The organism is Pectobacterium odoriferum (genome assembly GCF_009931295.1).
In the GTDB taxonomy this organism is placed as follows: Bacteria; Pseudomonadota; Gammaproteobacteria; order Enterobacterales; family Enterobacteriaceae; genus Pectobacterium; species Pectobacterium odoriferum.
Genome location: NZ_CP034938.1, coordinates 164,140 through 179,701, shown reverse-complemented (window position 1 = coordinate 179,701; position 15,562 = coordinate 164,140). Strand labels below are relative to the sequence as shown.

The following is a 15,562-nucleotide window of genomic DNA, read 5'->3' as shown; positions in this document are numbered from 1 at the left end:
GTGACGTTAGTAAAATAAATTTTCGGTGATGTGATAACTGAAGAGAACACTCCAATTATGGCAGTGCTGAATTGCTATTTTTTGTCATTTATTCAATGATTTTTGGAGGATATTCTCACTATTACCCGTCGGACAGAGTACTTTCTTTCGATTCTATTAATTCATAAGAGAGTACTTTCTTCCGACTCTATTAATTCATAAGAGAGTACTTTCTTCCGATTCTATTAATTCATAAGAGAGTACTTTCTTCCGATTCTATTAATACATAAGATAGAGAGGTTATTATGATGAATAAAGTAACAAAAACCGCCTGTGCACTGGCAGTGTTGACCGCAACATCGACCGGTGTCATGGCGGAGAGCATTGATGTCAAAGTGATTGGCACCATCACGCCGGCGGCCTGTAAACCAGCACTGACTGGCGGTGGCACCATTGATTATGGTGTTATTTCGCCTACGTCGCTAAACAAAGATACCTATACGGTGTTAGAGGAAAAACAGGTAGATTTTTCCATAACGTGTGATGCCCCTGCCAAAGTCGCGGTGAATGCTATCGGTGTGAAGGCCGATACGAGTACTGATGCAATTGACAGTACTAGCGGTTATAAGGTGTTTAAGGGGAAACTCTTTAATACGGCATCTATAAATGTTGTGGGCTTAGGAAAGTCTGATAACGGTGAAAACATCGGAGGATATGGCATCCGGTTTGTACCGGATTCCTATACCGTTGATGATCAGAGTTCCTCATTGCTAGTGCGCCAAAATTCATCCGACAAATGGAGCACCAAGACATTTGATAATGGTTCTCTGTTTAATGTCAGTAATAAAAGCCATCAGCTTACCTGGGCAGCAAAAGGCGGTACAACCCCCATCGCGTTCAAAGCGGTTGCCGGCAAACTGGGTGTGCAGGCCTATATCACTCGGGCCTCTGCGCTTGACCTCTCCAAACCCGTCAAGCTGGATGGGTTGACCACGCTGGAACTGGTCTATTTATAACACGCTTATCAGCGGTTGACCGGGCTTCGCGCCCGGTCTTTCTGGCCACATCTGGCCAATTTTCATTTCTTTTACTTTCTGGGACCAATGGAGTTTCGTATGAATTTTTCTACTTTTTTCGCAGCCTCACTTGCTGCGCTGTGGTTGCTTGCCACCAACGCCCATGCCACAGGCATGTTGCCTGAGTCTTCAGTAGTTATCGTTGAGGAAGGTGATGGAGAGGGTGCTATCAACCTGAAAAACACTGACACCTTTCCCGTACTGCTGCTGACGACGCTGAAGAATATCGAACAGGACGAGGAAAAGTTGCTTATCATCACCCCGCCAACTGCCCGTGTCGAACCCGGAAAGACCCAGCGTGTGCGTTTCATGCTGACCACGAAAACACCGCTTAAAACCGAACGCCTCAAGCGTGTGATATTTGAAGGCGTGACCCCGCAGGAAAAAGACAAGAACATCGTGCGCATGACCGTACGACAGAACCTGCCAGTCATCATTCGTCCTGCTGGCCTTGCCCGTGATGAGGCTCCCTGGAAACGCCTCATATGGTCACTCAAGGAAGGAAAGCTGAGCGTCCATAACCCATCGCCATACGTTGTTCGCCTTGGGGCGGGCGTCACGACATTGCCAGATCGTTCGACCTGGGTACTGCCGCATACTTATATCTTGCCGGGGCAGCAACTGATGCTTACCAGCGAGGTGAAGAAAACGGGGGGAGCGACAGACCGAGTAAAGATATCACCAGCAACTACTTGGGGCTTTACTGTCGATAGTTACGAAGCACCTCTGCTGCCATGAGGGAAGTGGTATGTCATATTATTCGTGCATTAGCCAACATCGACCATGGCGTTGCGTTCTTCCACTGTTGCTCGCCGTCGGCTGTGTTGGTTTAGCCCGCGCAGCTATCGATAACACCGATCATGATCATCTAACCTTTGATACTGATGTTCTGAAGGAACGTGGAATTGACCCTAGCATTGCCAAACTATTTAGCCATGCACCACGTTTTATGCCCGGGGAGTCAAGCGTAGTGCTGACGGTAAACGGCGATCATCGTGGACGCATTAAAGTGCGTTTTGATGAGAAAGGCACATTGTGTGCCGATCGCGCCTTTCAGCGTCAGGCTCGGCTGGCTTCACCACCTGATTATGCAGAGAGTATCGCCTGTTTTGACCTACGTCGTGCCTGGCCGCAAGCTGAAATACGGCCTGAGCCAGGCGAGGGTAAGCTCCATCTGATCGTCCCCACTGAAGCGCTCAGTTCGTCAGATACTGATGATGGCAACTGGCAGCATGGCGGCGTGGCCGGCATGCTCAACTATTCTGCTCAGTACATGAATTCATCCGGCGGGATGGGGAGCATTGATTTCAGTCAGGTCGATACCGAAGCGGGACTCAATGCTGGAGATTGGATTATGCGCAGCCGCCAGACTTTTACCCGCTTTAATAATCAGAACCGTATTAGCCATCAGGCTGCCTATGCACAGCGTAGTTTTGTCGGCCTTAAAAAGGTGTTGCAACTCGGTCAGATTGGCTTATCGAATTCACTGTTCGGCACGGGTCAGGTTCAAGGCTTCCAAATGTTTCCTGAGTCGGCTTTGACCTCCGGTAACGGTGGTGCTGGGCTGGTTGAGGGGGTGGCGGAGACGCCCTCTGTGGTCGAAGTTCGCCAGTCTGGCGTGTTGGTTTACAGTACAACCATACCGGCAGGCCCTTTCCGATTACAGGGTTTTTCTCTACTTAATACCCGTAGCGATCTGGTTGTTACCCTGACTGGTAGCAATGGCCAGACACGTCAGTTTACCGTCCCTGCGGCTACTTTGTTGACGCGTGTACCTCGGGTTTCTCCTGGCTTGTCATTTGGTGCGGGCCGTCTTGAGCAGCAGTATGGTCAATCTCCCCTAGTGGGAACTATCGCCACGGGTTGGCAGATGACGCCCTTCACAAGCCTTAATGCAGGAGTATTGGGTTCCGCTCCCTATCGTGCCGGCTCCGTGAATCTGGAAACTCAACTGTTTGACCCAACTAGCCTCAGCCTTCAGGCTACATTGGCTCAGGATGTAGATCGCGGGAACACTGGCGCTTTGGCGTCTACCATTCTCAGCCACAGCCTGAGCGAACGCCTTAGTGTCAACGTCACCGGGAGTCAGCAGACCTCCAAATACCGAGAACTGAGTGATGCGTTGCAACGGGATTCTTTGGATAACCCGAATAGCCAAAGCCGAAGCCGCTATCAGTGGGGAAGCGGTGTCAGCTGGTCGGAAGAGGTGCTTGGCAGTTTTTCGCTGTCATGGGCGCGTAGTACTACCTTTGCTGGTAACAACACCGACTATCTGCGTGGCAGTTGGAGCCGTCAGTTTGAACGTGCCTATCTGAGCGTTAGTCTTGAGCGCAATACCGCTACGATCAATGGCAGAGCGGATGACCGCTTATACGTCTCGTTCAGTATGCCGCTAGGTGAGGGACGAGATATCAATAGTTACCTGAACACGTCCAAACGTAATACCCGTACTGGTGTTCGCTACAGCGAGCGCACCAGTCAAGACCGCGGCTGGAGCATCGCAACCGATCGCGATTTACGCAACAATCGCACTTCTGCCAGTGGCAATGTGGATTTCGTGACGCCAGTCAGTCAACTCAGTGCTAGCCTAAGCCATGATAGTGATAATTATACGAATTGGTCTGCGCGTGCCAGCGGTGGCGCAGTGTTCCATGAAGGAGGGGCAACCCTCTCTCCTTACCGGGTAGCAGAGACCTTTGGTATTGCTCGGGTGGGGAAAGAATCGGGGGTACGACTGGATACACCAGGAGGCCCGGTGTGGACTAACCGATGGGGGTATGCAGTACTGCCGACACTGAATGGCTACCGCCGGTCAGGTGTTCAAATCGATACCCGTAGTCTGGCGAAAAATGTCGATGTCAGCAATGCCTGGCAGGATGCCGAAATGGCGCGGGGCGCTATTGGTAGAGTAGATTTTGACGTTATACGCACGCGTCGCGTGCTGGTTGAAACGATGATGGCGGACGGTAAACGTATTCAGCCGGGTGCCAGCGTATTTGATGATTCCGGCAACCTAATCACCGTGGTCGGTGACGATGGCTCGGTTTTTGTGCCAGATGCCGCTCCTGGCATGCTGTTGGAGGTGCAAAGCTCGGGTAGGACGGTGTGTAGTATGAAGCTTGACCTGCCGGAAGCCGTTGAGAGCCTTGGCTTCTATGAAAACGCAGCGGCAACTTGTCGATAAGGATAATGATATGAACATGTTTTGTAGGCGGTGGATGTTGGCGCTGTTGGCGGGTGTAACCTTTTCCAGCACTGCTGACCTAATTCCACATCCTGACACTATGGGCAGCGTGGTGCCAGAGCGGCTAACCGATAATCGCTGTCACTTATCAGTTAGCAATCCAGTGGTCGATTACGGCATCATGTCACGTTGGCAGTTGCAGGATGCTGCAAAAGGCACCGTCTCTCCCGGTATGCGTTCACTGATGCTGAGTGTGGTTTGTCCATACACCCGAACCATTAAGTTGCTGGTTCAGGGGGAAGGCGGTGAACGGGGAGAATTGCGTTACGGTGAACACGGTGTTACCCGCCTGCGCCTGATGGATGCACAGTTGGATGGGAATGCGGTAGAACTGCAAGTACTGACGCCGACGGGGGAAGTGACAAATAACGGCGGTCGGGCGGTGATATTAAGTCCTGGAATGCAATTGGTGCCCGTACTTGAGGGGAGAATTGCCGCGGGTAAGTCCTTGACTGCACGCGTGGAGATACAACCGATATTGGCAGAATCAGAGGCCCAGGTCAGTAGTCCGCAGCGCAGCGAATCAATACTGACGTTCACGTTGATCAATTAGCGTGACTGGCATGTTTTGTCACACCCCAGTCAATTGCCAGAGCAGGTGACAGGGGTGAGTAAGGACAAATCGGCTAAGCCGATTTGAACGCCGCTTGCGGCGCCCCTTTAGGCTGAGTATTTAAACGCAGCCAACTTGAAGCAGAGAGTCATTGGTGTAAAGTTAAATAATTAGCTTTGATATTATATATATTTATATATTTCAAAAAGTATTTGTTGCGAAAATGATAATAAGATTAATTATCTTAGTTATGTTAATAGCTTTGTTGAATAAATACTTTTCGAGATACAGCAAAACTGTTCCCACACCTTTTAGGTAATGCGCACGCTGTGCAGCATACCCAGTAATGTCATGATATTTAGTGCTTTCACTAACGCCATTGATTCACCCTCCTGCGCATCGTAGTTCCGTAGCGTCAGCCGTCCCACACACACTTTTTTTTACCCGCGACATCGCCGTTTCCGCCACTGAACGCAGGTGATAGCCCATTTTCTCTTTCCATAACTTGTTGTTGCCTGTCAGCCGCTGATACGCCACTGCCTGATTCCGCTCCGTGCTTTTTGGCCTTCCATTCCCCCTCGCCGAACACTTTCAGCCCGGTGGAATCAATGACCAGATGCGCTATCTCTCCACATAGGTTTTCCAATTGGTGATTTTGAACTTCTGCTTTGCCACGCGCTGTCAGGGGTGAGAGCGATCTGATCCTGTTTCCCGCCGAAAATTCGATTTATTCAACACAGCCTATGTCAATCCGCAATTTATTATTGCCTGAAGTATATAAAAATGATATTCAATAAAATAATAGAAAATTTTTACTTTAAGAGAATAAAATTGCAATTTAATTAATTTTAACTAAGGTTGTTGTTATGCTTTATAAAAATAAATTAATAAATGATTGGGTTGTTTTTTACACTGTTGTTGAATGTGGTAGTTTTTCATTGGCCGCGAAAAAGCTGGGTACGAGCGTGTCAACGATCAGTAAATCAATTGCCAAGACGGAGTCATTGCTGGGTTCCACATTGTTGCGCAGAAACTCTCGTGGAATTGAAATAACAAACGCAGGAAATTTTACCTACCAAAAAGCGAAGACTATCGTCTCTTCAGTCTACTCGTTACTCTCTGAAATTGGGGATGATACGGGTAAAATTTGTGGGAAGCTTAGATTTTCCGCCCCGAGTATTATGTGCGAAAACATCTCGAATCAATGGGTTTTTGACTATATAGGTGAGCACGAAGACGTTAGCATTGATTTATTTTCAAGGGAAGGATGTGATTTGTCGGTGAGTTCTCCTGAATTTGACGATTTGGTGCTGAAAAGCGGGTTCATGAATAGTCCTGACCTCGTTCATTGTAAATTAACACCGATGCCCCTTGTGGTGTGTGCTACCCCTGATTATTTACATAGAAATAATAAAATTGTCAATCCTAACGATCTTGATGCTCATAATGTGTTGATGTTAAACCACCCATCACTGGCGGATTTAACATTCACAAAAGAGGATGAGAGTGTTCAGCAATCGATAAAAATTGACGCGAGATTAACGTCAAATAATATTACGGCGATAGTCAATCTGGTTTTAGAGGGGAAGGGTGTTGGTATTGCTGCACCGTATTGGTTTGTTCGAGACTATCTTAATTCTGGAGAATTAAAATGGGTTCTTCCAGACTGGAAAATACCTACGCTAGAGACTTATCTGGTGTGGAGATATAGAGAGTATCAATCCCCTTTGATGATTAGTTTTAGAAAATACATACAGCAGAGGTGGGAGGAACTCTCGTTTGGGGAATGTATTCAGTAGCTTGGTTACACCGCAAAGCCTTTCTGCGGCGTTATTTCTAAATAGACTACGTTTTCTGGCTTACGAAGGAGTCCTGACGCATTGAGAGAAAACTCATGCGTCAGGATAGTCTTCGCCTCTGTCTGGTTTACCGCTGATGCAACGGCAGCCAGATGATTAGGCGCAATCCGCCCAGTGGACTGTCTGCCGCTTTTACCCAGCCTTTGTGCTGTGTAATGGCAGTTTCTACGATGGCGAGCCCTAAACCGCTGCCGCCGGATTCACGGTCACGCGCTTCATCCGTACGGTAGAAGGGGCGGAAAATCTGTTCGCGATCTTCCGGGCTCACGCCGGGGCCATCGTCATCCACTTTGATGGTGATGCCCTGATTATCCACCGAGAAGGCCACTTCGATGTGGTTGTGAGAATAACGCAGCGCGTTGCGCACAATATTTTCCAGCGCACTGTCGAGCGAGGCAGGGTTGCCAAAGAGCGTCCACGGCCCCGGAGGATAGGGCACCTCCAGCGTTTTCCCCATCTGCTCGGCTTCAAAAGCGGCATCATCCAGCACATTGCCCCACAATTCATCGGCACGCAGGAACTCGCGGGTTAGCTCGTTCTTGTGCTGATTGCGTGAGAGCACCAACAGATCGTTAATCATGCTGTCGAGCCGCTGGGTTTCTGTCGCGATGCGGTTCAGTTCGTTGCCTTCACCCTGACGTCGACGCAGCAGCGCCGTTGCCAGTTGCAAGCGTGTCAGCGGCGTGCGTAGCTCATGAGAGATATCCGACAGTAGACGTTGCTGCGCGGTGACCATCCGCTCCAATGCGCTGACCATCTGGTTAAAGCTGACGCCGGTCGCCTGAAACTCCTGCGGTCCAGATTCCAGCTCAGGGTGCTGGCGTAAATTGCCTTTGGCGACTTCGTCGGCAGCATGTTTGAGCTTACGTGCGGGTTTCGCCAGACTCCAGGCGAGCCAGAGCAGCAGCGGTGAGCTGATCAACATGGTGAAGATTAGCAGCAGCAAAGGGCGGTCAAACAGCAGACTAATAAAATCTGACTGCGGGCTGCTGGCGGGACGAATCAGATAAAGCTGGTAGTTGTCATCACTATCGCGGATCGCAAAGGGGCCAAGAAGCTCAATGCGGCCGTAATTTTTCTTTTGCGGATGATCGGCGTTATCCGATAACCCGATAAAATTACGCACAATCGGGGTTTCATGCTTTTCTACGCCGAAGATCCGACCTTCACTGGTGACCAGAAAAAGCCGCTGCCCGGGCGGAGCCCACTTCTCCAGCACCCAGAACAGCCGTAGCCACCAGCGCAGATCGTTAGCTGGCGTGTTGGCGAGGTCTGCTTCAATGTGTTGTTCCAGCATGATGCCCTGCCGCTGCTCGTTTTCCAGCAAGGCGGTAAGCTGGCGCGAGTCCAGCTTGGGCACCATCAGAACCAGCATGAGTACCAGCGCCAGCGTTAACCAGAAAATGGCAAAAATGCGAGCGGTCAAACTATTGATCATGCAGCCGATACCATCAAATAGCCTCGTCCACGCAGCGTTTTAAACCAAGGCAGACCGTCCTTGCGTTCTGGCAATTTACGTCGCAGGTTCGAGATATGCATATCGATCGCGCGATCAAACGGTGTCAGCCGTTTCCCCAGCACTTCCTGACTTAAATGCTCGCGGGAAACCACCTGTCCCAGCCGCTGTGCCAGCAGATAGAGCAACGTAAACTCGGTGCCCGTCAGATCCAGCACGATATCGTCAAAGCTGGCTTCCTGTCGTCCGGGGTTCAGACGCAGACCATCGACTTCTAGCGTCGGGGCACTGTTATCCCCCGCCTGCTGTTGATCGGTCCAATTGGAACGGCGGAGAATTGCGCGAATCCGCGCCACCAGTTCTCGGTCGTTAAAGGGCTTTGGCAGATAATCATCGGCACCCAATTCCAGACCAAGAACGCGGTCCAGTTCGCTGCCGCGGGCGGTCAGCATGATGACCGGTGTTTGATGCTGTTGTCGTAGTTCTTTTAATGTATCGATACCGTTTTTCTTCGGCATCATCACATCCAGTAATAATAGGTCAATGGTGTTATCTAATATCTGTAACGCCTGCTCGCCGTCGTAGGCGACAACGACGTTAAAACCTTCCATTTCGAGCAATTCTTTCAGTAAAGCGGTCAGTTCTCTATCGTCATCAACCAGCAGAATTTTATTCATGTTTTCTCTACCTCCAAGGGCAAAATACGACATAGATTAGCGCTATTCCATGACTTTACGTAGTTTTACATCCTCTGACGCATGTTTGCAGCAAGATGCGTAGACTCCTGCTCATTGATTCACAAAATGACGTACCGCTCTGGAGAGTTATTGATGCAACAGTTCGCAACCTTATCTCTTGCTTCACTGCTTATGTTAGGCACTTTTACCGCCTTTGCAGCAGAAAGTGGAGACACCCCGGAGAGCGGCTGGCATATCGATGATTCCGCCACAAAGGGCGCACCCAGCCAGCAAGGTATGTTCGATGGCGTGAGGCTGACTGAGCAACAGCGTCAGCAAATGCGTGATTTGATGCACCAGAGTCGTCAGGACAAACCGGCGTTTAATGCCGAAGATGTTAAAGCCATGCATAAGTTGGTGACGGCAGAAACGTTTGATGAAGCGGCGGTGCGAGCGCAGATAACCCGAATGATGAGTGTGCAGCTTGAGCGTCAGATTCAGATGACCCGAGTGCGCAACCAAATGTATAACCTGCTGACGCCAGCGCAGAAAGAGATACTAGAGCTGAAGCATAAGCAACGCATGAAAGAGATGCAGCAGCAGATATCCATGTTTAACCAGATGGGCGTGCCAGCACCAGGCACGACAAGTAATTCTGAGTAGTAGCGCTAGTGTAGTAAGTAGTCTGTAGGAAATATAGTGCAGTCCGAGTAGTAATGTGTAGTAGGTACACACCCTGTTTTTCCTTGCCATAGACACCATCCCTGTCTTTTTGCCCTCCATGATGGAGGGTTTTTTTTGGTTTTTTTTAAAGCAGATAGCGTGCTTTGACTTCATCATTTGACTTCATATTGGCGGTGTCTATACTGACTTCAGTAAATGACATCATGGAATCGGTCATGCGGGGAAAAATAGCCAGCCTACGAAAGAAGCAGCGGGAAACGCTGAACCAAATTTTCAAAACACCAGTACTTTCAGGTGTTAAATGGTCGAGTATTGAGTCACTCGTTACTGCGTTAGGCGGTGAAATTAAGGAAGGTAGCGGGTCACGAGTGCGATTTTTATTGAACGGGAGTATCGCCCGATTCCATCGTCCTCATCCGTCACCGGATACTGATAAAGGTGCACTGGTTAGCCTGCGTGAATGGCTGGAAAGTATAGGAGTAAAACCATGACGAAAGCACTCAACACACCAAATACGATGGTTATTTCTGGACAACCGGCCATTATCAGTTACGTACCGGAAATGGGTATGTTTCGTGGCAAGTTTATTGGTTTATCTGGCTACTGTGATTTTGTTGCCGACAGTATTAATGGCTTGAGAAGCGAGGGTGAAATTTCGCTACGCGAATATCTGGAAGACTGTCAGGAAAATGGCATTGAACCTTACGAGCGTGAAGAGAAGGTGAAAACATTCACCCTCCGTTACCCTGAATCATTCGGGGAACGATTGACCATTGCGGCCGCTGAACGTCAAATTTCAGTGAATACGTTTATTGTTGAAACGCTTAGCGAACACCTGAAACAGGCTTGACAATATCCCGCTTCGGCGGGTTTTTTTATCTGAAAATAGTCACGTAATTTCTGATGTTTTCATTAATGTTGCTATATTTTCAACCAATTCTATTTTCATCTAAAATTTTGGATAAGATTCAAATAAATTGGATTTATTCACTATATAAGTCACAATAAGCGAAACTAAAATTTGTAAAAAAATATGATTTTTAAAATTGAGAATAATCACAAATCATGCTAAAAAAGTACTGTTTATCTATACATAATTAGGCGCTGGCATGACAAAGAAATTATTCGATCTTTTATCCATTTTTGGCGATAAAGAAGTAACGTCAACAGAGAAACTGCTGCAAGAATCTCTCTTGCCGCTTGCAGAACTTGATAAAGTTTTGCCAAAAAAACTATTTCACTATGTCATGACAGGTACTGAACCTGAGGTTCTTTATGCTCTAAATCAGCTGGATGCCAGTAAAACGATCGTGCTTCTGGATAAGCCTGGGACGCTTGATTGGTGGTATGTTCAGAATAACCATTTTAACTCCAGCGAATATAATAAAATAATAAGGCAAGCGAGAAATTCGCGCTATAAACTCTATTCCATGGTAGGTAAAGAGTTAACGAACGAACAAACGGTACGTTTCGCGAAGGTATTGGCTGCGGCATGTCAGGGTAAAAATGTAAAACTGATAACCAATGAAGTGCCAAGCTGGATGATTTATTTACTCTGTGATGCGCTGTCCACTACGTTAAAAAGCACATCCAATGAGAAAATGAAATTAACGCATCGTGCTGGCTGGAGCATTCAACTTCTTACTGAACTGATTGCCAATGAGCAGAGTCATGATGCAGGTGAGAATATTTTATTTGTTATTTTTGATAGAAAAGAAATATCAGAATACTATAATTCAGGACTAAGTATTTTCTTTGAACTTCCTGATTTACAGATATACATTGAGCATCATGCGCAGTTTGTTCGCACAACATTGGTTGAAAAACTTTCTGCATCTGGGTTGGTTCAGTTTCTGAAGTATTTGTCCGAGCGGGAAACACTGCGCGTTTTGTTCTCAGATGTGATTGTTAAGTTGGCAATAGATCAAAAAAAAACGGTACGTGTTGAAGCTGAGCCGCTTCTAAACATTCTTCCTGCTGACGATGTTAAAGCCCATTTAAGCGATATTCTGTTTAACGGAACGCCAAAACAGCGATCTCTGGCTGCCGATCTTTTTGCTCGTCAGGGTGAAAATAAAGCGATTTTAGAACGCGCCTTGCAGCTAGAAAAAAGTAAAGCCGTCATAAAAAATATTGAGAGTGCGATGACGCGTTTTGACGTTGTCGATACGGCACAAGATATTGAATTTCCTGAATTACCTGAGCTAACGTTGCTTGTTGATACGCCGCTGCCTGAAAGCGCAAGAGATATTCTTGTCGAAAATTTTATCGAGATGCTGGAAAAAGCACGAGTCAGTGCTGAAAAAGAGATAGCTGAGAATGTATCGAGCCTGAATAAATATACATGGGCACAAAAATATTATAAAGAATTCCAAAAAATCACCGTCGAACACTGCCGTACCTTGATCGACGTATTGAATACTGACGATGTTCGTCTGTCTAAAGAAGATATTAGTATTATTCAATATAAAAAGCGCATTAGAAATCTTCCTGATTTTACGCTTTATCATGCTATGAGGATTATTTCAAATAATAAAAAAAACAACCTCAGTTTAAATTCATATCAAATGGAAAGTGAAATTCCATTTCATATTATTGCGACATTAGAATTACGTCAGCTTGAAGATGTTTTACAAAAATTAGCCTGCCGTGAACCCGCACGAGTAGTCGCTGCGCTCTGTTTAGAGACTTATCATAATGGGCTGAAGATCTTTTCTAAATCGGAGCAACTCTGGCCATTTTTCTCTCTCTATCCTGATTATATTTCCGAAGCGTTAGGCTTATTGCCTAATAAGAGCGATAGCCAATATAGAAAATTTGAATTAAGCCATGCCTTTGAGCTGCTCGGTAAATATCCTGCCATTCCTGTACAGTTTATTCCACGGATTATGGAGCTGGCATTAGGCGAAAATAAAACGTTTCGCATCAGTGCACAGCAACTGCTTGAAAAATTGCCGAACGTACATGTGAATGCACAGGAAAGCCTACATTCCGCGAAACAAGAAATCCGTATTACCACGATCGAATGGCTTGCGCGGATAAAACATAAAGACAGCATCGCGCCGCTTTATGCGTTGTTAAAAAAAGAGAAGAGAGAAACCGTCCGTGCTGCATTGCTGGCGGCGTTAGAGAAGTTTGGTGAGGATATTTCTTCCTATTTGTCAGAAAAAATCTTGCGTGAAGAAGCATTAAAGGGGTTGAAGACAAGCCCTCCCGCGAGCATGAGCTGGTTTGACTATAACGCGATACCGCCATTGAAATGGGAAAACGGCAAGGCCGTCGATGCCGACATTATCAAATGGTGGATCATTCTGGCGGTGAAATTAAAAATGCCCGCAGGTAACACGTTATTGCAACGCTATGTCGGGTTATTAGCCAAAGAGAGCCAGCAGAAGCTGGGCCATTTTGTTTTACATTCCTTCATCACGCAGGATGTAAAAAATCCGTCACTGGAAGAAGCGATGCTGGAAGCGCATAAGGATGCACCGGGACGCTTAAAAAGCTATCAACGTTATCTTGAACTTTACCCTGAGTATTACCAAAAATATGAGACTTACACGCTGGAGCAGACGACAGAAGAAATAAAGAATGAAGTCTTACGGCGCTATTTAGGCTCTGCCATCACCGAGAAAGGTATGTTGGCGTTGATTAGCCATATCGAAGGCCATGTTGCCGTCTCTGCATTACGCAATTACACGCGTGACCATTATCAGCGTCGTTCACAGATCGAAGCGATGATCAGCGCGATGGCGATTAGCGACGATCCGCTTATTATCCAATTGTTGCTCTCCCTTTCACGCCGCTACCGTACCGCGGCGATTCAGGGAAAGGCGCGTGAGCTAGTCAAAGAGATTGCCGACCGCAATGGCTGGAGTGCCGATGAGTTGGCCGACCGCACGATCCCTACGGCGGGGTTGGATGAAACGGGCACGCTGGTGCTGGAATACGGTGAGCGGACCTTTACCGCACGCATGGACAGCAAGCAGAAATTAGTGCTGCTGAACCCAGAAGGCAAAGAGATTAAAGCCCTGCCTGCGGCGCGTAAAACGGATAACGAAGAGCAGATAAAAGAAGCGAAAAAGCTATTCTCATCAAGTAAACAAGAGCTAAAACAGGTGATCGATCTGCAAACTGCACGCTTGTATGAATCGATGTGTGCTCAGCGCCAATGGTCGAGTGAGGACTGGCAGACTTACATCATGAGCCATCCCGTGATGCGTCCGTTGATCGAGCGTCTGGTGTGGCAAGAAGTGAAGGATGAGCAGGTGCTCAATACCTTCAGGCCAACGGATGACGGTTGCTTAATTAATCTTGAGGATGATGAGGTTGAATTATCAAGCGGTACGGTGATTCAGCTTGCACATGCCGCGATTGTCGATAACGAGACGCGTGAGGCCTGGCTTGCGCATTTTAACGATTATAAAGTGACGTTCTTGTTCTCGCAGATGGTGAACACGCTGCCCGCACTCGAGAGTAAATTGGTTGAAATTGAGGATAAAAAAGGGTGGTTGACCGATACGTTCACGCTGCGCGGCGTCTTAACCAAGATGGGATACCAGCGTGCGCCAGCGGAAGATGGCGGGTCGTTTAGCCATTATTACAAGCATTTCAGTAGCTTGAACTTGTACGTCAATATTGGGTTTAGCGGTAGCTACGTGCCAGAAGAAAATATTCCAGCGGTTTTGTTTGATTTGAGCTTTGAGAAAAATCAGCAAAATTATTGGGATCGCAACAATCTGACATTACGGGACGTTCCGCCTATTTTACTGGCAGAAAGCTATGCCGATTACCTGAAAGTCGCACAGGCCTGCTCGGGATACGATGCCGACTGGGAAAGCAAAACGCCTTGGTAATCCGCTTATGGAGCCAGTACATCTTGTGCTGGCTTCGTTCATTATTTTGTGGCGAACAGAGACACGAACATGGAAAAACACTCACAGACAGCCAGCAATGTGCTTCGTCAACATGCTGAAATCCGCTTTGCTGATGAATTAGTACGCCTGACCAAAGCGGACGAAAATAACCCGAAGCCGCAGGGTTGGCTGCGTTCACCCCGTGCGGTACGCCAGTTTATTCTCGGTGACGATGCCTTAGCTATTTCCGCGAAATTTTTTGGCGATAACGCGCTGGTCGATCGGGCGATTGTGACGCTGCTGGGGAAACAGGGATTGATGCTGGTTGGCGAGCCCGGAACCGCAAAATCCATGCTGTCTGAGCTGTTTGCGGCGGCAATATCGGGAGATTCCGGCCTGACCATTCAAGGCACGGCGGGAACGACGGAAGACCACATCAAGTATTCATGGAACTATGCGCTGCTGCTTGCCGAAGGCCCCACCGAGCGCGCGCTTATCGGTTCACCGCTCTATCAGGGGATGATGCAGGGCAGGATTGTCCGTTTTGAGGAAATCACCCGCTGCCCACCGGAAATACAAGATGTCCTAGTCTCTTTGATGTCTGAAAAACAGCTGATGATTCCTGAAATGGGTGAGCAAGGGCGGATCAGTGCCAAGCCCGGTTTTAACCTGATCGGCACGGCGAACTTGCGCGATCGCGGCGTACATGAAATGTCAGCCGCATTAAAACGGCGCTTTAACTTTGAAACCGTGAGGCCGATTCAAGACCCTGAATTCGAAATTGCGCTTATTCAAACGCAGCTTACGCGTGAATTGGGCGATCTGGCCGCGCTTGTCACCGTGCCACCGAGCGTCATTGAACTGCTGGTGACCACATTTCAGGAACTGCGCTCGGGCAATACGCGCGACGGCGGCAGCATCAAAACGCCAGATGCGGTGATGTCGAGTGCGGAAGCGGTCAACATTGCCTATGCCTCCGCGCTTGAGGCGCATTATCTGGGCGATAGCACGCTGAATGCGGGCGCCATCGCCCGCCAGATTATTGGTGTGGTATTAAAAGATAATCCTGACGATGCAAAACGTATGCGCTACTACGTTGATAACGTGGCGCGAGAAAGGGCCAAAAGCAGCGATGACTGGAAAGCGTTTTATGATGCCTCACGACAGTTTTGGAAGTAAGG

General features: G+C 47.9%; 12 protein-coding genes and 1 pseudogene. 10 read left to right on the top strand and 3 right to left on the bottom strand.

From position 1 onward, the window contains the following. Positions 1-284 precede the first annotated feature (284 nt). From EO763_RS00760 to EO763_RS00745, 4 genes are all read left to right on the top strand, one after another. Positions 285-995: a DUF1120 domain-containing protein gene (locus tag EO763_RS00760; RefSeq protein WP_161527785.1), complete on the top strand. Its 711-nt coding sequence runs from the start codon at positions 285-287 to the stop codon at positions 993-995. 99 nt (positions 996-1,094) lie between these two features. Continuing rightward, on the top strand, positions 1,095-1,793 hold the full coding sequence (locus EO763_RS00755; protein WP_161527784.1) for a fimbria/pilus chaperone family protein: 699 nt from the start codon (positions 1,095-1,097) through the stop codon (positions 1,791-1,793). Positions 1,794-1,803: 10 nt separating this feature from the next. Beyond that, positions 1,804-4,239 (top strand): fimbria/pilus outer membrane usher protein, encoded by a 2,436-nt coding sequence (locus EO763_RS00750; RefSeq protein WP_161527783.1) that lies wholly within the window; start codon positions 1,804-1,806, stop codon positions 4,237-4,239. 10 nt (positions 4,240-4,249) lie between these two features. Then, the gene (locus EO763_RS00745; protein WP_161527782.1) at positions 4,250-4,852 is read left to right on the top strand and encodes a DUF1120 domain-containing protein; all 603 of its coding nucleotides are present in this window, start codon (positions 4,250-4,252) and stop codon (positions 4,850-4,852) included. 311 nt (positions 4,853-5,163) lie between these two features. On the opposite strand, the pseudogene EO763_RS23465 reads toward EO763_RS00745, so the two are convergent. Beyond that, positions 5,164-5,404 (bottom strand): annotated as a pseudogene (locus tag EO763_RS23465) (IS5/IS1182 family transposase); the annotation flags it as partial. Positions 5,405-5,718: 314 nt separating this feature from the next. Between EO763_RS23465 and EO763_RS00740 the strand changes: the two are divergent. Beyond that, complete coding sequence (locus EO763_RS00740) at positions 5,719-6,651, top strand: LysR family transcriptional regulator (protein ID WP_161527781.1); 933 nt, start codon at positions 5,719-5,721, stop codon at positions 6,649-6,651. 127 nt (positions 6,652-6,778) lie between these two features. On the opposite strand, the gene cpxA is transcribed toward EO763_RS00740, so the two are convergent. Next, entirely contained in the window at positions 6,779-8,149 is a 1,371-nt protein-coding gene (gene cpxA / locus EO763_RS00735) for an envelope stress sensor histidine kinase CpxA (protein WP_161527780.1), read from the bottom strand. After that, entirely contained in the window at positions 8,146-8,844 is a 699-nt protein-coding gene (cpxR, locus tag EO763_RS00730) for an envelope stress response regulator transcription factor CpxR (protein WP_010308725.1), read from the bottom strand. Before cpxR ends, cpxA begins: the two co-directional genes overlap by 4 nt. A gap of 153 nt (positions 8,845-8,997) precedes the next feature. Between cpxR and cpxP the strand changes: the two genes are divergently transcribed. The 5 genes from cpxP (at position 8,998) to EO763_RS00705 (ending at position 15,560) form a co-directional block, all read left to right on the top strand. Beyond that, positions 8,998-9,507, top strand: a complete 510-nt coding sequence (gene cpxP, locus EO763_RS00725; RefSeq protein ID WP_161527779.1) for a cell-envelope stress modulator CpxP — start codon at positions 8,998-9,000, stop codon at positions 9,505-9,507. Between the two features lie 236 nt (positions 9,508-9,743). Further along, positions 9,744-10,019: a type II toxin-antitoxin system HicA family toxin gene (locus EO763_RS00720; RefSeq protein ID WP_161527778.1), complete on the top strand. Its 276-nt coding sequence runs from the start codon at positions 9,744-9,746 to the stop codon at positions 10,017-10,019. After that, a complete protein-coding gene (locus tag EO763_RS00715) occupies positions 10,016-10,378 on the top strand; it encodes a type II toxin-antitoxin system HicB family antitoxin (protein WP_039491883.1) in 363 nt (120 codons plus the stop codon). Before EO763_RS00720 ends, EO763_RS00715 begins: the two co-directional genes overlap by 4 nt. Before the next feature lie 259 nt (positions 10,379-10,637). Then, positions 10,638-14,381, top strand: a complete 3,744-nt coding sequence (locus EO763_RS00710) for a DUF4132 domain-containing protein (RefSeq protein ID WP_161527777.1) — start codon at positions 10,638-10,640, stop codon at positions 14,379-14,381. A 69-nt stretch (positions 14,382-14,450) separates the two neighbouring features. Then, complete coding sequence (locus tag EO763_RS00705) at positions 14,451-15,560, top strand: ATP-binding protein (RefSeq protein WP_161527776.1); 1,110 nt, start codon at positions 14,451-14,453, stop codon at positions 15,558-15,560. Positions 15,561-15,562: the final 2 nt, after the last annotated feature.

Bases quoted from the DNA above. Each gene is read 5' to 3' on its own strand.
- EO763_RS00755 (WP_161527784.1), top strand. From the start codon at position 1,095: ATGAATTTTTCTACTTTTTTCGCAGCCTCACTTGCTGCGCTGTGGTTG.
- EO763_RS00745 (WP_161527782.1), top strand. From the start codon at position 4,250: ATGAACATGTTTTGTAGGCGGTGGATGTTGGCGCTGTTGGCGGGTGTA.
- cpxR (WP_010308725.1), bottom strand. From the start codon at position 8,844: ATGAATAAAATTCTGCTGGTTGATGACGATAGAGAACTGACCGCTTTA.
- cpxA (WP_161527780.1), bottom strand. From the start codon at position 8,149: ATGATCAATAGTTTGACCGCTCGCATTTTTGCCATTTTCTGGTTAACG.
- EO763_RS00710 (WP_161527777.1), top strand. From the start codon at position 10,638: ATGACAAAGAAATTATTCGATCTTTTATCCATTTTTGGCGATAAAGAA.
- EO763_RS00750 (WP_161527783.1), top strand. From the start codon at position 1,804: ATGTCATATTATTCGTGCATTAGCCAACATCGACCATGGCGTTGCGTT.
- cpxP (WP_161527779.1), top strand. From the start codon at position 8,998: ATGCAACAGTTCGCAACCTTATCTCTTGCTTCACTGCTTATGTTAGGC.
- EO763_RS00760 (WP_161527785.1), top strand. From the start codon at position 285: ATGATGAATAAAGTAACAAAAACCGCCTGTGCACTGGCAGTGTTGACC.
- EO763_RS00705 (WP_161527776.1), top strand. From the start codon at position 14,451: ATGGAAAAACACTCACAGACAGCCAGCAATGTGCTTCGTCAACATGCT.
- EO763_RS00715 (WP_039491883.1), top strand. From the start codon at position 10,016: ATGACGAAAGCACTCAACACACCAAATACGATGGTTATTTCTGGACAA.
- EO763_RS00740 (WP_161527781.1), top strand. From the start codon at position 5,719: ATGCTTTATAAAAATAAATTAATAAATGATTGGGTTGTTTTTTACACT.
- EO763_RS00720 (WP_161527778.1), top strand. From the start codon at position 9,744: ATGCGGGGAAAAATAGCCAGCCTACGAAAGAAGCAGCGGGAAACGCTG.